This is a genomic window from Nostoc sp., assembly GCF_036919495.1.
Classification (GTDB): domain Bacteria; phylum Cyanobacteriota; class Cyanobacteriia; order Cyanobacteriales; family Nostocaceae; genus Nostoc.
The window spans coordinates 1-20,822 of sequence record NZ_JBALBZ010000080.1; the positions used below are offsets into that span (position 1 = coordinate 1).

General features: G+C 40.3%; 14 protein-coding genes. 10 read left to right on the forward strand and 4 right to left on the reverse strand.

Annotation, left to right across the window (positions count from 1 at the left end; genetic code table 11):
* The first annotated feature begins 593 nt into the window (after positions 1–593).
* From V7K25_RS11465 to V7K25_RS11485, 5 genes are all read left to right on the forward strand, one after another.
* Positions 594–776 (forward strand): SDR family NAD(P)-dependent oxidoreductase, encoded by a 183-nt coding sequence (locus V7K25_RS11465; RefSeq protein WP_335157935.1) that lies wholly within the window; start codon positions 594–596, stop codon positions 774–776.
* Positions 743–1,498, forward strand: a complete 756-nt coding sequence (locus V7K25_RS11470; protein WP_335157937.1) for a TIGR04283 family arsenosugar biosynthesis glycosyltransferase — start codon at positions 743–745, stop codon at positions 1,496–1,498. The genes V7K25_RS11465 and V7K25_RS11470 overlap by 34 nt, the downstream gene beginning before the upstream one ends.
* A gap of 746 nt (positions 1,499–2,244) precedes the next feature.
* Positions 2,245–2,724, forward strand: a complete 480-nt coding sequence (locus V7K25_RS11475; protein WP_335157939.1) for a DUF4383 domain-containing protein — start codon at positions 2,245–2,247, stop codon at positions 2,722–2,724.
* Between the two features lie 381 nt (positions 2,725–3,105).
* Complete coding sequence (locus tag V7K25_RS11480; RefSeq protein ID WP_335157941.1) at positions 3,106–3,825, forward strand: alpha/beta hydrolase; 720 nt, start codon at positions 3,106–3,108, stop codon at positions 3,823–3,825.
* 10 nt (positions 3,826–3,835) lie between these two features.
* The gene (locus tag V7K25_RS11485) at positions 3,836–5,899 is read left to right on the forward strand and encodes a hypothetical protein (protein ID WP_335157943.1); all 2,064 of its coding nucleotides are present in this window, start codon (positions 3,836–3,838) and stop codon (positions 5,897–5,899) included.
* On the opposite strand, the gene V7K25_RS11490 is transcribed toward V7K25_RS11485, so the two are convergent.
* On the reverse strand, positions 5,896–6,153 hold the full coding sequence (locus tag V7K25_RS11490) for a hypothetical protein (protein WP_335157945.1): 258 nt from the start codon (positions 6,151–6,153) through the stop codon (positions 5,896–5,898). The two genes, V7K25_RS11485 and V7K25_RS11490, sit on opposite strands and share 4 nt — an antisense overlap.
* 45 nt (positions 6,154–6,198) lie before the next feature.
* On the opposite strand from V7K25_RS11490, the gene V7K25_RS11495 reads away from it, so the two are divergent.
* Entirely contained in the window at positions 6,199–6,438 is a 240-nt protein-coding gene (locus V7K25_RS11495) for a hypothetical protein (RefSeq protein ID WP_335157947.1), read from the forward strand.
* A gap of 50 nt (positions 6,439–6,488) precedes the next feature.
* Here the strand turns inward: V7K25_RS11495 and V7K25_RS11500 are convergent, their stop codons facing one another.
* Positions 6,489–6,872 (reverse strand): nuclear transport factor 2 family protein, encoded by a 384-nt coding sequence (locus tag V7K25_RS11500; RefSeq protein WP_335157949.1) that lies wholly within the window; start codon positions 6,870–6,872, stop codon positions 6,489–6,491.
* Positions 6,873–7,148: 276 nt separating this feature from the next.
* On the opposite strand from V7K25_RS11500, the gene V7K25_RS11505 reads away from it, so the two are divergent.
* Complete coding sequence (locus V7K25_RS11505; RefSeq protein ID WP_335157951.1) at positions 7,149–8,012, forward strand: SDR family NAD(P)-dependent oxidoreductase; 864 nt, start codon at positions 7,149–7,151, stop codon at positions 8,010–8,012.
* A 164-nt stretch (positions 8,013–8,176) separates the two neighbouring features.
* Positions 8,177–8,863 carry an HAD family hydrolase gene (locus tag V7K25_RS11510; protein WP_335157953.1) on the forward strand — a complete coding sequence of 229 codons (687 nt, stop codon included), beginning with the start codon at positions 8,177–8,179 and terminating at the stop codon, positions 8,861–8,863.
* Between the two features lie 4 nt (positions 8,864–8,867).
* On the opposite strand, the gene V7K25_RS11515 is transcribed toward V7K25_RS11510, so the two are convergent.
* Together V7K25_RS11515 and glgX are read right to left on the reverse strand one after the other, a co-directional pair.
* Positions 8,868–9,827, reverse strand: coding sequence for a M48 family peptidase (locus tag V7K25_RS11515; protein ID WP_335157955.1), 960 nt, complete (start codon positions 9,825–9,827; stop codon positions 8,868–8,870).
* Positions 9,828–10,400: 573 nt separating this feature from the next.
* Positions 10,401–12,527, reverse strand: a complete 2,127-nt coding sequence (glgX, locus tag V7K25_RS11520; RefSeq protein WP_335157957.1) for a glycogen debranching protein GlgX — start codon at positions 12,525–12,527, stop codon at positions 10,401–10,403.
* A gap of 559 nt (positions 12,528–13,086) precedes the next feature.
* Between glgX and V7K25_RS11525 the strand changes: the two genes are divergently transcribed.
* A complete protein-coding gene (locus tag V7K25_RS11525) occupies positions 13,087–17,226 on the forward strand; it encodes a non-ribosomal peptide synthetase (protein ID WP_335157959.1) in 4,140 nt (1,379 codons plus the stop codon).
* Between the two features lie 222 nt (positions 17,227–17,448).
* Positions 17,449–20,709, forward strand: a complete 3,261-nt coding sequence (locus V7K25_RS11530) for a non-ribosomal peptide synthetase (RefSeq protein WP_335157961.1) — start codon at positions 17,449–17,451, stop codon at positions 20,707–20,709.
* The last annotated feature ends 113 nt before the right edge of the window (positions 20,710–20,822 follow it).

Genomic DNA, 20,822 nt, shown 5'->3' on the forward strand with positions numbered 1-20,822 from the left:
GATTTTCATCTCTGAAGTCTGTTTCTTTTCAACTCAGCATTGCTGAGTCTTTTCTTGTTGCCTAGTCTAAACTCCAGTTTAGTCTAAACTCCAGACCTTAAAGCCAGCAAATTATTGTTCATCCACTTTTTTTAACCTTAATTCAGGATGAAATTTAAATATAGAATTTCATCCTTATGGATAATTGTAAACTAGAATAATCTGTGTAAATAGAGAGTGACTGTCTAGGAAAATGCAATTTTTCTTAATGGTTCAAGTATTGTAGAATCTCCTACTCAAGTTTTCATTCGCTACTAGTAGTACCGTAATTACACACAGCTTTAAAATAAAGGTTTTGCTACCTTATATTAAGTAAAATAACTACTACTATTTTTTAAAACGTCCTACTTAAGGAATAAGTTAAAAGTGAATGACCACTCGAATGAGTAGAAGGGAAAATAAAAAATATATGTATTTTTAATTACAGCTTAGATTTAAGATAAATCAACCTTTACCTACTTCTTTTATCAGAGGATTATTAAAGTACTAATAGTTAGTTTCGTAAATAGGTAAATAAACAATTTACGAAAGTAAGTAAGCATAAGTTAAAAGTTATGGTTAATCCACTCAAACCCCTGCAAAACCAAGTGATTGTCATTACTGGTGCTTCTAGTGGGATTGGCTTAGTCACCGCCAGAATGGCTGCACAACGTGGGGCGAACCTTGTCCTTGCAGCTCGTAATGATAAAACTACTAACTCGATATGTTTCAAGTCTCCATCATCATTCCTACTTTAAATGAAGCAACTAACTTAGGGCGGACATTGTGCCAACTGACTTTACTTAATCCTCCTCCTTCCGAAGTGATAGTGGTAGATGGTGGCAGCCAAGATCAGACAGTGACAGTTGCAAAGCAAATTTTTGAGTCATTTAATCAAACTTTGAATGTACAAGTTCTTTCATCTCAACAACTAGGGCGTTCTCTTCAGATGAACTATGGAGCATCAGCAGCAACTGGAGATATTCTTTGCTTTCTTCATGCAGATACTTGGGTTCCAGATGATTTAATCACCGTCATCAATAAGACTCTTGCAGAGCCTACCGTTGCCTGTGGAGGGTTCATTTCTCTGATGTCAGGATCTCAAACAACTCGTTGGGGTATCTCTCTACATAATTATCTAAAAACCTATTACGCACCACTGTTATTTAAGCCTCACCTATTTTTTCGAGGATTGCGTCTGTTGTTTGGAGATCAGGTAATGTTCTGTCGTCGGATTGATTTTTGGGATTGTGGCGGATTTGATGAGGCATTGCCGATTATGGAGGATGGAGATTTATGCCTGAAGTTAGTTAAAAAAGGACGTATTTATCTGGTAAATCGTATTGTTCATTCCTCAGATCGTCGCGTAGCTAAATGGGGTAGCTTCAAAGCAACTGCAATTTACCTTTACATTGGATTTTTGTGGGGGATTGGTGTTAATGCAAATTATCTCAAACAGTTTTATAAAGATATTCGCTGATTTAAGTTCCAATCATAATAAAGATAGGATATCCGCGTTGAGGCATTAAGAGGATAGTCTGTTTTCAAGTATGAGCGAATGTATTCGGGAAAAGTAGGTGTTTTAAGCTTCTCAGTGATTTTCTATTTTACGAATGATTTAGGTTTTTTGACTGGTTTTAGTAAAACTTTCTCTGACCTTAACTTTATTCTATCTTGTTACTAGTATTTTTATCAAGACAGCAACAGCAAAGTTCGTAATTTATTCATTTTTATTTTAAGCACCTCTTCAATTATGAGAAAGCCTCTAATCTAGAGGGTAGTTAGAGGCTGGGAACTTTGTTATCTGCTTTTCTAAAAGCTACTTCTATCATTAAATTTTTGCCTCTAACTATGGGGTATTTGATGACATAGATGAATAAGGGACTTCCAAATAAAAAAATACTCAACTACTTTTTGTGGGGTGGGCATCTTGCCCGCCTTTGTATATGGGCGGGCAAGATGCCCACCCCACAATATTGGGTAATTTATTTGTTGGAAGTCCCTAATTGTCCAAGTTAAGTTTATATGTAATTACTGATACAAAGGAAAAATACTACGATTATGCAGTCCAAAATTCCAGCAGGGCTAATATCTTAATTTCTCACTCTAGGTGTACAAAGCTTAATTTAACGCTGAAACTTCTGATAGATTATAAAATATTTTTTTTGGGTTACAACCTTAGATATCTCAGTATTAACTAATGGAATTACAAAAGGATTGACTGCAATGGAAAATATCAACGCGGCAAAAATGACAGAGCGTTATACTGCTTTGGCTATTGGAATCGCTTATTTACTTTTAGGTTTAGCTGGCTTTATACCAGCTTTAGTTTCATTGCCAGGAACGAACGAATCTTTTATTCCACTTGATGAATCTACTGGCGCTTATTCTGCGGGTTTTGGTTATATCTTTGGTCTAATTCCTACTAACTTTTTGCATAACCTTGTACGTTGTGCTGTAGGATTGTTTGGAATTACTTCTTACAGTAATGCTAGCACTGCACGCTTGTTCAACCGTGCTTTTGCAATTTCTTATGCCTTGCTGGCTGTCATGGGATTGTTGCCCTTTGCTAAGACATCTTTTGGCCTAATGCCACTGTTTGGTTACAATGTTTTGCTCAATGCATTAGCAGCGATCGCATCTGCTTATTACAGCATTGTCATACCAGCTAAAGTCAAGGGCGTTAATGTAGCGGAAAATATTTAACTCTTCTTGTATCCAATCAGCTTTGGTGGCAGAGAAATAATTTTCCCTTCTGAGGAAAAGCAATAAAACAGAAGCCAATAAATCAGCAGATAGTTGCTGATTGATGCAATGGCCGTAAGACAAGACGGCAAAAACTCCGGTTTGGGCTAGCAGGAATGACTTTACTCTCGCGGCCTCTCAAATATCCAATTGCCAAAAGTGGAACTTAGGGACTTCCAAGAAATAAATTATTCTAAGAAACGAACCACAGAGACAAGGCAGCGCGGTCTTGGGGGTTTCCCCCATGAGCGACTGCCGCGCAGAGAACGCAGAGAGAAGAAATAGAGAGAGTTTTTGCCTCAGTTTTGGAACATTTTTTTATTTGGAAGTCCCTTATTAGTTATGGAAAGCTCAAAGCAAGTTGATTCTAGAGCTATTGAAGGGCGGTTATTATCCCGCCCAACTCGCCCCACAACAACCGCTTTGATCGGGTTACACCCACTAGGCCTGGATGGGCAGCGAGATGGTTTTGTCTATGTACCTGAAACCTATCGAGCAGATCAGCCCGCTCCCCTGGTGTTGATATTGCATGGAGCCGGAGGCGACGCGGAGGGTGCGCTAAAAATCCTTTATCATCTGGCAATTCGCTTTAGGACAATTCTGTTAGCAGTAGACTCACGCCAACAAACTTGGGACATTATTCGGGGTGGCTATGGCCCTGATATTGCCTTTATCGATCGGGCATTAGCACAAACTTTCAGTCATTACGCTATCGATCCGAACCAAGTAGCGATCGCTGGTTTCTCTGATGGTGCTTCCTATGCCCTTTCGGTTGGCATTAGCAATGGCGATTTGTTTAACCACATTATTGCTTTTTCACCCGGATTCATGGCTCCTGCTAGCCAATCCGGGAAACCGCGTCTGTTCATCTCTCATGGAAAGTCGGATACGGTGTTGCCGATTGAACGGTGCAGTCACCGGATTGTGCAGAAATTAAAACAAGCAGGCTATGACCTAGAATACCGTGAGTTCAACGGGTTACATACAGTTCCTACTGCGATCGCCGAAAGAGCTATGGAGTGGTTTACTCAATCAGCACCGGATAAAGTGTTTCATTCGTGACATCAAAACTATGAAAACTGACCCAGGTATCGCTATAGATTCCAATCCTCCGAAAGTGGAGCCTCAAAAAAATAGATGGGGAACTATTGGCATACTGTTATTTTTAGTAATTTTTGTTAGCTTCTTCGCCTCCAGACTAGAATTTGTTTTAGGTAAAACTCCCAGTCTAGATAAGACTTTTACACCTGTGACACAGGCTGCACCTCAAGAAGTTGGTTCTTATGATGTTTTGGGGTACGTCATTAATAAAGAAGAGGCAACACGTTTACTAAATACAGAAGATGGACGTAAACAACTATCCCCTGAGAATGGGGCGTTTGCTGTTACTGAGGAAACTTTAAAACTGGGGCGGGATGCTTTTTACTCAGAAACCTTTGGTAATGAAATTTTCCAAACTGATGTAGTTGGGGCGCTGAACGGCCCGATTAATATGATAACTGTAGGTCAGGCGATCGCTAAACTTGCCGGTAAGCATACAACCAATCTCCGAATTCCTATAAACGAAGATGTAACAATAGGTGGACGCACTTTTAAAGCTGGCACACTTTTGAATACAGGATTAGACGTACCCGCAAATTCCCTTGTACCACTGGGTATGCGTGCCAGCCTGACTAAAGGTAAGTTGAGATTTGGTATTACCTGTGCTTTATGTCACGCCACACTTGACAATAAGACTGGACGGATCTTAGAAGGCGCACCAAACAATGATCTTAATACGGGTTTGGTTTTGGCATTTGCCACTAATTCCGCAGCCATGTTTCGCCAAACAGATGTTAATCCTACTGAAATTCCGGCGGGAGAACATACTTACATTAACGCTGAGGGTAAAGAATCCCGCTTACCAGATGCCAAAACTTTAGAAGATGCAGTCGATGCAAAACTCCTAACTTGGCCGCCTGGAAACTTTGATTCCACTGGCACTCTAGTAAACAATCCCTCACAAATCCCATCATCTTATACTTTTGATGCCTGGCCTTACGGTTGGAGCGGTCATTCAGCGGTTGGTTGGTTTCACGGTTTGACTACCTTAAATAGCAACGTTCACGCCACAAACTCAGACGGGACAAATGGCGCTGATGCCAGTCAATCCACATTAGGTATTGATAAGGAAACCTATTTAGGCGTGATTCTGCAAAATGCCGCAAATCCAGCTTTTAGATTTCCTGAAGGTGCAAAACCATCAGAATTTTTCGACAAAATCGATCCCACTCCTGGGGAACCTGCAATTAATGAAGTAATTCGGATGCCTGGATATCCCAAAGGTTCGCCGTTTATGTTAGATGGTTTAATGGCATCTTCCCCCGGCTTCCCCGTTGGCGAACAGCTGAATGCGATGTCTGCTTGGCAAAATACTCTGGCACCACCACCGATTCAAGTTAGTGATGTTGCATCTCTAGAAAAAGGGGCGACTGTATTTAATCGTGCTGGCTGCATAGACTGTCATAGTGGACGCTACTTTACTAATCATGATGTCATTGCTCAAAACGAGATTGGAACTCAACCATCACGCGCTCCTACATTAGCACCATTCGCTAAGAACTTCACTATACCCCAAACCTACCCCAACAGCGTCTCAGTTCCCTTGCAATCTAATCCTCCAGTGTTAGAAGTTCCTACAGATATTACGCCACAAAAAGCACAACAGTTAGCTTTTGGCATCAATAATCCAGCCGGTGGTTATAAAGTACCAAGCTTGATTGGGTTGTATCTAACTGCGCCTTATTTACATGATGGTGGCGTGGCTGCTAGTGTTGAAGCATTAAAGCAAGATGAACAGAGCGGACAATTTCTGGTGGCAAATCCTGAGCAACTTGGTATGGCTGGTACATTAATGCAAAATATTATACCCGATGCACAAGCAAGCTTACGGGTGCTAGTTGACCGTAATCTTCGGGAGGCAATGGTTGCAGCTAACCAAGCTAATCCAGATTTGCAAAAGTCGAATGTAGACGGCAGAGGACACGCTTATTGGGTAGATGCAGAAGCTGGATTTACCACTCAAGAACAGACAGATTTAATTCAATTCCTGCTCAGTTTGGACGATCGACCAGAAATTCTGCCCAATTCACGTTAACTAAGTACAGTTTTGCATAATAAGCATAGCATTGTTAATGCAAGCTGATGCATTAACAATGCATTAACAATCCAAGCCAACGCATTAACAATCCAAGCCAACGCATTAACAATCCAAGCCGACGCATTAACAATCCAAGCCAACGCATTAACAATCCAAGCCAACGCATTAACAATCCAAGCCAACGCATTAACAATCCAAGCCGACGCATTAACAATCCAAGCCGACGCATTAACAATGCAGGCTATTGCCAAATTGAATTCGCTACGAATTAATGAAATGCTGTACTAAGGATAGACATGGAAAGAGAGATTAAAGATTCAGATGGAATTACATGGACTTGTATTCAAGCATTTTCAGGTCTTTCTGACATTTCAAAAGCTCAAGATGCAGCTGAGGTCGAAGGAGAACCAGATACTTACTGGGTTGTCTGTACTCCTAGTGGCGGCGCCCAGTCTGTACGGCTGAAGCTACAGGGTAAATGGGAAGAAGAATACTCTGATGAGGCGTTACTCAAGGAAATTAGAACGCAGCAATAATTGGCGTTGTTGATTAATCGGCTCAATGCCCTGTTCGCTGGAGCGCGTGGTTAGGCTTTTGGGGTGGACGATGGAAGTGGACAGACTTCCATGACTTGAATCAAGCCGTGCTCAAGGGTGAATCGATGGCCTACGTGTTCATCGGCAAGAACTGCTCCAACCAAGTCACGCACGACCTGATGCACATCGACCAAAATGCGTCCGGCCTCCTCCGAGTAAAAGGAAACCGGCTCGACGTGCGGATCGATCTCGCTCCATTGCTCCGTCCAGTAAGCGCGAACTTCTTCATGTCCACGGACAAAACCGCCTTTGAACGCTTTCGGCCAAGCCACGTCTGGAGTCATAAGGGCAAGGGCAGCGTCAATGTCTCGCGCGTTGAAGGCCGCATAAGCTGCACGGAGCAGTTCGATTTCTGGTGCAGGTTGATCTGACATAAGAGGTATGGTGAAGGAGATGCAGCAGGGCCTAACAGTTTATTCTACCGTTAAAGCTAAGTATTCTTATCTTTGCGGGACACAACTATGCGCTAATTGCGATCGCTGTGGCGAGTTAGTAGTATCCGCTAGGTATAAATTTTATTCGTATCTCGACTCAATACCAATATAAGCTTCTCAAAATCCTCCTGAAAAAGGAGGATTTAAAGTTTTGGATACCTCAAGTACCATTTTTAAAACAACCTCTAAGACGCACAAGAAAAAGCAACTGACATTATGACAAATACAGTAATTATTACAGGCGCATCTCAAGGGATTGGCAAAGCTACAGCATTATTATTCGCCCGTCACAACTATGATGTTGTGTTGGCAGCTCGTCAACTTGACCGTTTAGAAGCTACTGCTGCACAGATACGGGAACTTGGACGAGATGCGATCGCTATTTCTTGCGATGTGAAAGATCCTTTACAAGTAAAGAATCTGATCGAGAAGGGAATAGATCATTTTGGTCACATAGACGTATTAATTAATAATGCAGGTATCTTTTGCTTAGGGCCCGTCGAGGATTTTAGCTTAGATGATTGGCATCAGATAATTGATACCAATTTGTGGGGCTACATCCATACTATTAATGCCATCCTGCCCCATTTCTTAGAACGTCGCAAAGGAACCATTGTTAATGTCAGTTCTATTGGTGGTATAGAACCAATTCCTTATCACATTCCTTATACAACCACTAAGTACGCCATCACTGGGTTGACAAAATCGCTACACGCAGAGTTATCACCTAAAGGCATTCATGTTAGCGGAATTTATCCCAGTTTTATCAGTACTCAACTGATGGAACGAGCAATGTTTCGCGGTAAGGACGAGGAAACGGCTCAGGCGCGTTCTGAGTTGGTAGGTAAAGCAATTCAAGCTCCTGTACTAGAAAAGCCTGAAGATGTAGCAAAATCAATTTGGAAAGCAGTAAAAGAGCAACGTTCTGATGTCATGGTAGGTACAACAAACCTTTGGAAAGCTGTTTATCACTTGTCTCCTAATTTGATGCAGTCAGCTTTTCGGCGTCTCTTCGGCATGGAAGAACGAACAGGCAGGGGAGCAGGGGGCAGGGAGCAAGGGGGAGAACCCCATACATAAATTTAGGGCTACTGAAACCCTTTTTGCAGGGGAATTCCAGTATCTTTCTCCCCTGCCCCTTTTCCTCTTCTTTGACTTTGCCATTGGAAGTAATAACCAAGGTAGAGGTTATGGCAACAACTTTCCAGTAATGTAGAGGCGTAAAGTAACCTGGAAATTTTTCAATGGCATATCAGGGCGTAATTTTGGATGTCGATGGGACGCTTGTTATCAGTAATGATGCCCATGCTCAAGGCTGGGTAGAAGCATTTGCAGCATTTGGCTATGAGGTAGAGTTCGAGCAAGTTCGACCACTGATTGGCATGGGAGGCGACCAGATTATTCCTAAGTTTGCGTCAGGACTTTCTGATAAAGAAGGAAAAGGTAAGGAAATCGCCGACAAACGCAAAGAACTGATCATCAACAAGTTTGGAGAAAATCTGACTCCCGCGAGTGGGGCGCGGCAACTAATATTAAAGATGCTCTCTGTTGGGTTGCGTTTAATTATCGCTAGTTCAGCAACGAGTCAAGAACTGTCAGTGTTGCTCAAGGCTGCACAAGTTGATGATTTACTCAGTCAGGATGAGGCGGCAACATCTAGCGATGCCGAAGCTTCCAAACCCGCTCCAGATATTGTGGAAGCGGCTTTAAGTCAGTTGAAGATGCAGCCCTCCGAGGTAGTGATGCTGGGCGATACTCCCTACGATATTGAGTCTGCAAATAAAGCTGGTGTTGGCGTGATTGCGTTTCGTTGCGGTGGTTTTGATGATAGTCAGTTAAAAGATGCGATCGCAATTTACAACGATCCTGCTGACTTGTTAACACATTATGACACCTCACCTTTAGCACCCAAAGCAATGACGAGCAAATAATCATTTAAAAATGCCACCGTTTACTGGTTTGACCAGTTGCCAACTTTTCCAGCCATGTTGATGCTTCTTTGTACAGTTTGAACTGGCTTTCACTGGCACGAAACTCTTTTGTGTGAACCATTCTTCTGCCCTGAACCAAATTTGTGCCGTGGTACTTGTGCAGCAATTCGTGATATAAGACAAACTCACTCACAAATTCAGGGACACTACCATTGTCAAGGGTCAAGCTGATTACAACCCGATCTCTAGCTGGCTCATAGTGCCCAAACTTCCGGTAAGTGTGAATTTGGCTCCATGCAAGACGCGGTTTGGCAAGAGTTGCCGCAAAATATTCACGGTTTAGTTTATCAAATAACTCATTTAGGTTATAAAACTTACCTTGTGGGTTTTCTGCAATTACTTCTGCAATTAAATCAAGCTCTAGCAGTACATTACTGTATTCTTCAGAACTGGCAAACGACCTAATTAGTCGTGTATTATCTTGATTTCTCCCAAAAAGAGCAGATTCCACTAATGCTATCATTACTTCTTCTGACGCATTAATGAACCCCTCATTAACAATAATGTGAGCAGCATCACCAGACCTTTTACCCTTGTATAAAAGTGCAAAACTACTGAATTCAATCATTAGTTTTACTGATTCTTGTCCATGCTTTATTAGCATTTTTTTAGCAATTTGCTGCATACGACAAGTACTTTCTAGGTGAAGTTGTAGGTTAACTTCGTCCGTTAAGAATTTCATCCAAGAGTAGATTTGCCGCGATGAGCGACTTAGGTTTGCTGGTGTTGCTTGTTTCTTAAAACATATTTTTTCAATTGCTGTTACTGTTTTTACTAAAGTTTGTGTTATTTGTTGAGTCTGTGCAGATTTTAGAGTAGAATTAGATACTAAGTTAAAAACCGATTCCGAAATAATATTCTGTTGTGTTTTAATATTTTTTAATCGGATATTATCAATATTCATTTATTATGTTATTGTTTCGGATTTTCGGATAAAAACTTACTACAAAAACCAATCATTAAATTTATAAATTGTTAATGTCGATACTTCTGTAGAAGCAGTAGCTAGAAACTTTTCTTTCAATAGGTCAAGTATAGCTTTATTGAAGTAAACTCCCTCTAGTATTCAGAAGCGATCGCTTCATAGTCGGCTCAGACCCCAGAGGCTAAAGCAGGGCGCTATAATCGCACAAAACCCACCATTCCCAAACATACTCATATAGCAGTCCTAATAAATCATTTGTGAAAATTATATATCTCTTTCTTCTTTCTTCTCTTTGCGTCCTTGGCGTCCTTCTCTAACGAGACGCTGCGCGAAGGCATTCTCATCTAGCCCACCTCAGAATAAATTCTGAGGCTAATAACTCATTCGTCTCAAGACGACTAATAAAGGCTTTTAGTCCACTTTAGTGGAGTTGAGCTATTAGCCCGGAACTTTAGTTCTGGGCGGTTTATGTCTAGAACGAAATAGCCCTGGACTGCTATATCTTTATTGCACCTAACTGAAAACCTCTATAAATCTTGAGATTTTGTGCTACTAAGCAAGACGACGTAACACCATGATAGAACGGTCTGTAACTGGTACAGTTTGCTCACCTATAACCAATTTTCCTGGGCTAAGGAAACGAGGTTCGTTAGTGTCAATAACTATTTCCCATTCCCTGTCTTGGAAAACATTGGGTAAGGCAAACTCCATCATTTCATAGTGAGCATTAAAAAATAGCAGAAAGCTCTCATCAATAATCCGTTCACCACGGCGGCCAGGAGTAACAATGCCCTCGCCATTTAAGAAAATTTCCATAGCTTTGGCATAACTAACTAGCCACTGCTTTTCAGTCATTTCGCTACCATCGGCATTAAACCAACCAATATCATTGATCCCAAAACCGTGAATAGGACGGCCTTGAAACCACTTACGCCGTCTAAATACTGGATGCTTATGACGAAAATCAATCAGTTCGCGGCTAAAATCTAGGAGTTCGGAATTAGACTTTTGTAAACTCCAATCACGCCAGGAAATTTCATTATCTTGGCAGTAGGCATTATTATTACCCTTCTGAGTGCAACCAATTTCATCTCCTGCTAATAGCATGGGTACGCCTTGCGACAGCATTAGAGTTGCTAAAAAGTTGCGTCGCTGACGTTCCCGTAAGCGGATTACGTCTGGGTCATCGGTTTCTCCTTCTACACCGCAATTCCAAGAGCGGTTATGGCTTTCCCCATCCCGGCTATCTTCGCCGTTAGCCTGATTATGCTTTTCGTTGTAGCTGACCAAATCATTGAGCGTGAAGCCATCATGAGCAGTGACGAAATTAATACTGGCACTGGGATTACGCCCGTTTGTTTGGTAAAGGTCAGGGCTGCCAGTAAAACAATAAGCAAATTGTCCGAGGCTATCATCCTCACCACGCCAAAAATCCCGGACAGTATCACGATATCTGCCATTCCATTCAGACCAACGTAAAGGAAAATTGCCAACTTGATAACCGCCTTCTCCCAAATCCCAAGGTTCAGCAATCAGCTTCACGTCTGCCAGAACTGGATCTTGATGAATAATATCAAAAAAAGCTGCGAGATTATCTACTTCATATAGTTCTCGTGCTAATGCCGAAGCTAAGTCAAAGCGAAAGCCATCAACATGCATTTCTATTACCCAATAGCGCAGGCTATCCATGATTAACTTCAGAACTTGGGCATGACGCACATTCAGAGAGTTGCCGCAGCCTGTGAAGTCCATGTTGTAACGGGAATTATCTTTGACCAAGCGATAGTACACGGCATTATCGATGCCTCGCAACGATAATGTTGGCCCTAAATGATTGCCTTCGCCAGTATGGTTATAAACTACATCTAAAATTACTTCAATGCCAGCAGAATGTAAGTCTTTGACCATCTGCTTAAACTCGGTGACTTGTTGTCCGAGTGAGCCACTAGCACTGTAACCGGAGTAGGGTGTCAAAAAATTAATGGAATCGTAACCCCAATAGTTTTTGAGTCCTTTAGCCACCAGAAATCCTGGAGAGGATAAAAAGTGATGCACAGGCATCAATTCCACAGATGTGATTCCTAGTTGTTGCAGATATTGAATCGCGGCTGGATGTGCTAGCCCTGCATAAGTACCACGTAATTCTTCTGGAATTTCTGGGTGTAGCTTAGTGAAGCCTCTAACGTGAGTTTCATAAATAATAGTTTCATGCCACGGTATAGAAAGTAGTTTGTCGTCTCCCCAATCAAAAGACTGATCGACAACAACACACTTCGGCATAATTTCGGCATTATCTAAATCAGAAAAAGCGAGGTCTTGTTCTGGTGCATCTAAAGAGTAGCCAAAATTAGCTGGATTATCGGTAAATTCCCCATCAATTGCCTTAGCATAGGGATCAATTAGTAGTTTATTAGGGTTAAAGCGATGACCAAGTTCTGGAGACCAAGGGCCGTGTACTCTAAATCCATAGCGTTGTCCAGGCCCTACTCCTGGTAGATAAGCGTGCCAAACAAAATTATTTTTTTCTGTTAAAGGCAAGCGAATTTCATGATTATCAGTATCAAATAAACAAAGTTCTACACCTGTTGCATTTTCAGAAAACAAAGCAAAGTTAGTGCCTTTGCCATCCCAAGTAGCACCCAAGGGATATACATTCCCAGGCCATACAGTTACATACATAAATCAAGTACCAAAAGCTAATTTTAGTGTTAATAACAAAGAAGATGTGTTTAATAGTGATTTCTTTGTTTCAAGATTAAAGCTAATAAATTTTAATTAACGAAAAATTACTATTTTTAGAGTTTTTATCCTTAAGAAGACTTAAAAGCGCATGAGAAGAATGTTTTTCCATTTCCAGCTAGAATAAATTTCTATTGTTTATTGGCAATATTGGCAGCGTCGCTGTTAATGTTTGACTTATAAATTTCCTAACAACTTTGTTTGCAAAATTTTTCAATCTTCATAATTACTCATGATAGCAAATACATACATCTATCAAAGTGAATAAATTTATTTATATCAGCATGTATATTTACTTATACCATCTTTTATGGAATTATAATGCCGATTTTTGTATTGACTTATTGTTGTAGCATTTATCTATAGTAGCAAGGATGATTTACAGTGATAAGATGTGAAATATGGGTTGTTTTTAACGAATGCGCGATCGTCGTGGAAGAAATAACTTTAGTACATCAGCCCTCTGTCTTCATGCTCTTTTTTTAACAAAGATTTTGTTATGAGCCAGTATATTTTCAGTAGCCTCACAGCTGATGAAGAACTTAATTTTTCTGATGAAGCAGAGGTTTTTGTCTTCCCCACTTCTTTTGCCCAGCAGCGATTGTGGTTTCTCGACCAATTAGCATCGGGCAATCCATTTTACAATGTGTCAACAGCACTTCGCCTAACAGGTTCCCTCAACTTTACCGCTTTAAAGCAGACATTCAACGAAATTGTCCGTCGCCATGAAACCTTACGCACTAGGTTTGTGATGATAGAGCAGCAACCAGTGCAGGCGATCGCACCCAGCTTAACTATACCGTTTCCCCTAATAGATATACGCAATTTCGATCGAGAATGTGAGACACAAGTACGGCGAATCGCAACCGCAGAGGCTCAACATCCTTTCAATCTCACCACCGGGCCATTGCTGCGAGTGAAGCTGCTACAACTAGGTGAAGCCGAATATGTGCTGCTGCTAAATCTGCATCACATTGTTGCCGATGGCTGGTCAATTGGGGTGTTAATCAGAGAACTGGGCGTATTATATAAAGCTTTTGTAGAAGATAACCAATGTCTAATGTCTACGCTTCTGCCAGAACTACCCATTCAGTATGCAGATTTCGCCCAATGGCAACAGGAGTGGCTGCAAGCAGTGGGGGAAAACGGCTGTTCGCCTTTACAAACGCAGTTAGCTTATTGGCAAAAGCAATTAGACAAGATTTCGGTGCTGAATCTCCCCACCGACCGAGTAAGACCAGCAGTTTCAACCTACAGGGGTGCAAAACAATTTTTAGAACTACCACATTCTTTAACTCAAGCGTTAGAGACACTTAGCTATCAAGAAGATGTAACCTTGTTCATGACAATGCTTGCAGCGTTTCAGACTTTGCTCTATCGCTACACGCAGCAAGAGGATATTGTAGTAGGTTCAGCGATCGCTAATCGTAATCGTAGCGAGCTAGAAGGGTTAATTGGTTTTTTTGTCAATAGTTTGGTACTACGTAGCGATTTATCAGGGAACCCGACGTTTCGAGAATTATTAAATCGAGTACGAGAGGTAACTTTGGGAGCTTATGCCCATCAGGATTTGCCCTTTGAAAAGCTGGTGGAAGAACTTCACCCAGAGCGAGATTTGAGCCACCATCCTTTATTTCAGGTCGTATTTAGTCTGCAAAATACTCCCATTGAAGCACTAGAGTTACCTGGGTTAAAGCTTTCGTTATTCGATTTCGAGAGTAAAATTGCAAAGTTTGATTTAGAGTTCCATCTGTGGCGAGACTTGGAAACTCTGAAAGGAGAAGTCGTATATAGCACCGATTTATTTGATCAAAGCACCATCACACGAATGCTGGGACATTTCCAAATACTTTTAGAAAGTATTGTTGTCAATCCAAAACAGCGTATTTCAGATTTAGCTTTGCTTACTGAAAGAGAACGACAGCAGTTATTAATTGATTGGAATGACACTAAGAAAACGTACTCAAATAGTAAGTGTTTCCATCAGTTGTTTGAAGCACAAGTGGAAAAAAGTCCTGATGCGATCGCGCTAGTATTTGATAATCAACAACTCAGCTACAAAGAGTTAAATGTACGCAGTAACCAACTGGCACATTATCTCAAAAAAATAGGTGTACAAACTGAATCTATAGTTGGCATTTGTGTAGAGTGTTCCGCAGAAATGATAATCGCCATATTAGGTATCTTCAAAGCTGGCGGTGCATACTTACCTTTAGATCCCAGTTATCCTCAAGAGCGTCTTAACTTTATGTTGCAAGATGCACAAGTTTCAGTATTGTTGACACAAGAAAATTTACTTCAAAATTTTACAGCATTCTCGAATCAAATTATTTGTATAGATAAAGATTTGGTAGCTATTACACAACATAGCGGAGAAAACCCAAACAGTTGCGTAACACTTGAAAACTTAGCTTATGTCATCTATACCTCTGGCTCTACAGGGCAGCCAAAAGGTGTTTTAATTGAACACCGAGGGCTGTCTAATTTGCTAGAAGATCAGATTGAGGTTTTTAACTTGCAACCGAGTAACCGCATTCTGCAATTTGCATCATTGAGTTTTGATGCCTCAATTTTTGAGATTGTCATGGCATTGGGAATAGGAGCAACCCTTTATTTAACAAATAAAGAATACCTTCTATCTGGAAAAGCTTTACTCCAACTATTACGCGAAAAAGCTATTACTCACGTTACCCTTCCGCCTGCGGTTTTGGCAGTTCTACCTACAGAATCATTACCTGCATTGCAAACTATTATTAGTGCGGGTGAATCATGTTCTGAGGATATAGTAAAACGTTGGTGGAATCCTAGTCGTAGGTTTTTTAACGCTTACGGGCCTACTGAAGCAACCGTTTGGTCAACTGTTGCCGAAATTAAATCTGTGAGTGAAAAACCACCTATTGGCCGCCCAATTGCTAACACTGAAATTTATATATTAGATAAGCATTTACAACCTGTACCAGTTGGAATTTTAGGCGAATTATGTATCGCTGGTGATGGGTTAGCACGAGGCTACCTTAACTACTCTGAGTTAACTGCCAAAAAGTTTATTCCCAATCTTTTTAATGGTAAAAAAGGAACAAGACTTTACAAGACGGGTGATTTAGCCAGATATAAACCAGACGGTAATATCGAATTTTTAGGGCGTATTGATAATCAAGTAAAAATTCGCGGTTTTCGTATTGAATTGTCAGAAATCGAAACAGTTATAAGCCAGCATAATAACGTAGAAAAAGCAATTGTAATTGCTCAAGATAATCTATATAATAACAAGCATTTAGTAGCTTACATTGTTTCTAAGTCACCTCAGGAGCAAATAATTATTGAATTACGTCAATTCTTAAAAGAAAAATTACCAGAATACATGATACCAAAAGCTTTTATAATGCTAGATTCTCTGCCGTTAACGGCTAATGGCAAAGTAGATCGTCACGCATTAAAAGCAATTGATACTCAGAGCCGCTCAATAGATAAAGCCTTTACTGCTCCTCGGACTCCAACTGAGTCAACCTTGGTAAAAATCTGGGCTGAAGTCCTTAATGTTGAGAATGTGGGTATTCATGACAACTTCTTTGATTTGGGAGGTAATTCGCTGCTAGCTATACTTTTATTAGACCAAATAAACAAACAGTTTGAGCGTGATTTACCTTTATCTAACCTGTTTTTAAATCAAACAATTGAAAGTTTAGCAATTGCTCTATATTCAAAGACGGATTCTCTGGGGTGGTCTCCTTTGGTTACGATTCAACCGAATGGCTCAAATCCGCCTTTATTTTGCGTCCATCCAATATTTGGTGTTGTCTTTCCTTATTATGAATTAGCTCATCAATTAGGTGAAAATCAGCCACTTTATGGGCTACAGCCTATTGGAATTGATGGGAAAACTCCACTAAATCGCATTGAAGATATGGCTACCCACTACATTGAAGCATTGCGCTCAGTACAACCGAAAGGCCCTTATTTTATAGGAGGTTGGTCTTTTGGAGGTTGGGTTGCTTTTGAAATGGCTCAACAACTCCAAAATTCTGGGGAAGAAGTAGCTCTACTTGCTGTGCTTGACACTGTAGCACCAATTAAGAGCAATCTACCTTCTTTAAGTAATGCTTTCAAGTTTATTTTTACTACAGTAGTGCCATATATGTGGCCCTTTTTCCTCGATTATTTGTGTCTAATTACTACTCCTGGTAAGAACCGAATAAATAGACTAACTTCTCGATTTTATAATTTTAAGGAGTTGATGCGATACTCCCAAAGGGAGTCGCTAAGGCGATCGCTCAAAACAAATCTGTTCTCACACTTTATCCAAAAGGAGGATGCCACAGTTAACCATGTATCTGAAGAATCCAAGCTAAGACTTTTAAGTGAGTCGGCAATTATCCCTATGCTTCGTGTTTTTTACGCCAATAGCCAAGCAGTTCTCAACTACGTTCCGCAAGTCTACCCTAAGCGAATTAATCTTTTCAGAACAAAAGTTCAGTTAAAGGTTGCTGAAGGAGAGCCAAGTATGGGTTGGGATGAGTTAGCTGTGGGAGGAACGGAAATTCATCATATTCCTGGCAATCACCTAACTATGCTGAGAAAACCTCATATTCAGGTTCTCGCAGCGCAGTTAAGAGGCTGTATTGAGAAAGACAAACTTTAATTGTAACGAACCGCAGAGGCGCAGAGAACGCAGAGAGAATAAAGAGAGATTTTCACGAGTGATTTAGGATTGCTATAGCAGTCCTAAATCATTTGTGAAAATTATATATCTCTTTCTTCTTTCTTCCCTTTGCGTCCTTCTCTACGAGATGCTACGCGAACGCGTTCTTCGCGGTTCGTTTCCTTATCTATATTTTTCACGACTCATTTAGGATTGCTATATATGTCTTCTGAAGAGGTTTTTGTCTTTCCAGTATCTTTTGCCCAACAGCGATTATGGTTCCTCGATCAGTTGATCCCTGACAATACTATTTATAATGTGCCGACAGTAATTCGCTTAACAGGTTCGCTTAACTTAACGGCACTGGAGCAGACTTTTAACAGAATTGTACATCGCCATGAAACCTTACGCACGACATTTATAGTGTTAGATGGGCAACCTCTACAGGCAATTGCACTCAGCTTAACAATACCTATTTCTGTATTAGACCTCCAGCTAGTGCCAGATGGTGAAAGGGAGGTTAGAGTAAACAGCATTATTAACGCAGAGATAGAATACCCCTTCGATTTATCCTTTGGGCCATTGCTGCGAGTGAAGTTGCTTGTGCTTTCTAACAAAGAACATATTCTATTACTGAATATGCACCACATTATCTGCGACGATTGGTCTATTGGGGTGCTGATTCGGGAACTGGGAACGCTGTACACAGCTTTTGCACAGAACCAAACTCCGTTTTTATTAGAACTGCCTCTTCAATACGCCGACTTTGCCCATTGGCAACGCGAATGGCTACAAGGAGAAGTACTGCAAACGCAGTTAAATTATTGGCAGCAGCAATTAAATGGTATTTCTATGCTGCATTTACCTACCGACAAACCAAGGCCAGCCATACAAAGCTATGAAGGAGCAACACAATTTTTTGAGTTACCAAAAAAGCTAACTGATGCATTAGAAAAGCTTTCGCAGCAAGAAGATGTCACCTTTTTTATGATGCTGCTGGCAGCATTTAAAACTTTGCTATACCGCTACACACATCAAGAAGATATTGCGGTAGGTTCACCAATCGCTAACCGTAACCGTAGCGAAATAGAGGGTCTTATTGGTTTTTTTGTCAATAGTTTAGTATTACGCAGCAATTTATCTGGAAACCCAAGTTTTCGAGAAGTTTTAGGCAGAATTCGAGAGGTAACACTAGGGGCTTATAGCCAGCAAGATTTGCCATTTGATAAGCTTGTTGAAGAACTGCATCCAGAGCGGAATTTGAGCTATCATCCTTTATTTCAAGTAGTATTTAGTTTTCAGAATGCGCCAATGTCAGCACTAGAACTGCCTGGATTAGCGCCTAGCTTTATGAATATTGATTTAAAAAAAACGCGCTTTGATTTAGAATTACACTTATGGAAGTGTTCTGATGATTTTAGGAGCTTATGGGGTGCAAACTGGGAGTACTCTGAAGGACTCCGTGGCGTAATAGTTTACAACACTGATTTGTTTGATAAAGCTACTATCAGCCGAATGTTAGAACATTTTAAAACTCTGTTGTCAAGCATTATTGCCAATCCAGGACAACGAATTGCAAATTTACCACTATTAAGTGAAGCAGAGCTACATCAGGTATTAGTAGATTGGAATAATACTAAGACAAATTATCCTCATGATAAGTGTATCCATCAGTTGTTTGAAGAACAGGTACAACATCATCCTAATTCTATAGCGGTAATCTTTGGTAACGTTCAACTCACTTATCAAGAGTTGAATATACGCAGCAATAAACTAGCACAATACTTACAAAAAATCGGGGTAGTTTCAGAAAATATAGTAGGTATTTGTATTTCACAGTCTATAGAAATGATAGTTGGCTTATTAGGCATTCTGAAAGCAGGAGGAGCATATCTTCCTTTAGATTCCAGCTATCCTCAAGAACGCTTAAATTTTATGCTGGAAGATGCACAAGTTTCAGTATTGATAACACAAGAAAAGTTACTCAAGTCTTTTGAATGTTTCTTCAATCCAATTGTTTGCATAGATAAAGACTGGGAAATTATTACTCAAGAAAACAAAAATAACCTTGAAAATAGCGTTACATCCAATAATTTAGCTTATGTTATTTACACTTCCGGTTCTACAGGTAAACCCAAGGGAGTGTCTATAACTCACAAAGCTGTAAATCGGCTAGTATGCAATACAAATTATATAAAGTTGTCACCATCAGATAAAATCGCCCAAGCCTCAAATACTTCTTTTGATGCAGCAACATTCGAGATTTGGGGAGCGTTACTTAACGGCGCTCAACTTGTGAGTATTAGCAAAGATGTAATCCTTTCGCCTTATGAGTTTGCATTACAGCTACAACAAAAAGAAATTAGTGTCTTATTTTTGACAACAGCTTTATTTCAACAGATTGCTAGAGATGTTCCCCAAGCTTTTGCTTCATTACGATATTTACTGTTTGGTGGCGAGGCTGTTAATATAAGATGGGTTAAAAGAATTCTCCAACATGGTGTGCCAAAATATTTAATTCATGTATATGGGCCTACAGAAAATACAACTTTTTCATCTTATTATCATATCAAAGAATTAGCAGAATCAGCTACATTGATTCCCATTGGTTGCCCAATCAGTAATACACAAATTTATATATTAGATTCACATTTACAACCTTTGCCCATTGGCGTTATTGGCGAAATATATATTGGCGGTGATGGCTTGGCACGAGAATATCTCAATCACACTGAATTAACTACTGAACACTTTATTACAAATCATTTTAGTAATAATTCAAAAACACGACTTTATAAAACAGGTGATTTAGCCCGCTATTTACCAGATGGAAATATTGAATTTTTAGGACGGATTGACAATCAAGTAAAAATTCGTGGCTTCCGCATTGAATTATCAGAGATTGAAGCGGTTTTGAGTGAACATCCAGCAGTGAAAGAAACAGTAGTAATTGCTGATGAGGACATACCTGATAATAAGTATTTGGTGGCTTATATTGTCCTTAATGTAGTAGGAGTATCAGATTTAGCATCTGTATTACGTAAATATTTGAAAGAAAAGTTACCAGAATACATGATACCAACAGCATATCTGGTCATGGAATCAATACCATTAACACCGAATGGCAAAGTAGACCGTCGTGCTTTACCTAGAACAGATATAGTAACTTTTGATATATATGATTATGTGGCACCGCGATCGCAAGTTGAAGAGTTACTTGGAGAAATTTGGGCTAAAGTCTTGGTAAAAGAGCAGATAGGCGTTCATGACAATTTCTTTGAATTAGGCGGTCATTCTCTACTTGCGACTCAGTTAATTTCCCGAATCCGAGATACTTTCCAAATAGATGTAACTGTACGCAATTTGTTTGAAGCACCAACTATTGAACAACTTGCTAAGTGCATTGATACAATGTTTTGGGCAGCAAAAGGTGCAGATAAAACTGAAACTACGGGACAAGAGCGAGAAGACGTTGAATTTTAACTTATCATTTATGTCATCCGGTATATGTGCGCGAGCCGCAATAGCGATTAACTTAAACATTAAGAAAATGCGCGAACTGGCTGAGTTTAGGCTAAAGGGAATCAATAAAAGCC

What these genes read in the sequence shown, in the direction of transcription:
- V7K25_RS11465 (WP_335157935.1), top strand. Translation starts at nt 594, where the DNA reads ATGGTTAATCCACTCAAACCCCTGCAAAACCAAGTGATTGTCATTACT.
- V7K25_RS11470 (WP_335157937.1), top strand. Translation starts at nt 743, where the DNA reads ATGTTTCAAGTCTCCATCATCATTCCTACTTTAAATGAAGCAACTAAC.
- V7K25_RS11475 (WP_335157939.1), top strand. Translation starts at nt 2,245, where the DNA reads ATGGAAAATATCAACGCGGCAAAAATGACAGAGCGTTATACTGCTTTG.
- V7K25_RS11480 (WP_335157941.1), top strand. Translation starts at nt 3,106, where the DNA reads ATGGAAAGCTCAAAGCAAGTTGATTCTAGAGCTATTGAAGGGCGGTTA.
- V7K25_RS11485 (WP_335157943.1), top strand. Translation starts at nt 3,836, where the DNA reads ATGAAAACTGACCCAGGTATCGCTATAGATTCCAATCCTCCGAAAGTG.
- V7K25_RS11495 (WP_335157947.1), top strand. Translation starts at nt 6,199, where the DNA reads ATGGAAAGAGAGATTAAAGATTCAGATGGAATTACATGGACTTGTATT.
- V7K25_RS11500 (WP_335157949.1), bottom strand. Translation starts at nt 6,872, where the DNA reads ATGTCAGATCAACCTGCACCAGAAATCGAACTGCTCCGTGCAGCTTAT.
- V7K25_RS11505 (WP_335157951.1), top strand. Translation starts at nt 7,149, where the DNA reads ATGACAAATACAGTAATTATTACAGGCGCATCTCAAGGGATTGGCAAA.
- V7K25_RS11510 (WP_335157953.1), top strand. Translation starts at nt 8,177, where the DNA reads ATGGCATATCAGGGCGTAATTTTGGATGTCGATGGGACGCTTGTTATC.
- V7K25_RS11515 (WP_335157955.1), bottom strand. Translation starts at nt 9,827, where the DNA reads ATGAATATTGATAATATCCGATTAAAAAATATTAAAACACAACAGAAT.
- glgX (WP_335157957.1), bottom strand. Translation starts at nt 12,527, where the DNA reads ATGTATGTAACTGTATGGCCTGGGAATGTATATCCCTTGGGTGCTACT.
- V7K25_RS11525 (WP_335157959.1), top strand. Translation starts at nt 13,087, where the DNA reads ATGAGCCAGTATATTTTCAGTAGCCTCACAGCTGATGAAGAACTTAAT.
- V7K25_RS11530 (WP_335157961.1), top strand. Translation starts at nt 17,449, where the DNA reads ATGTCTTCTGAAGAGGTTTTTGTCTTTCCAGTATCTTTTGCCCAACAG.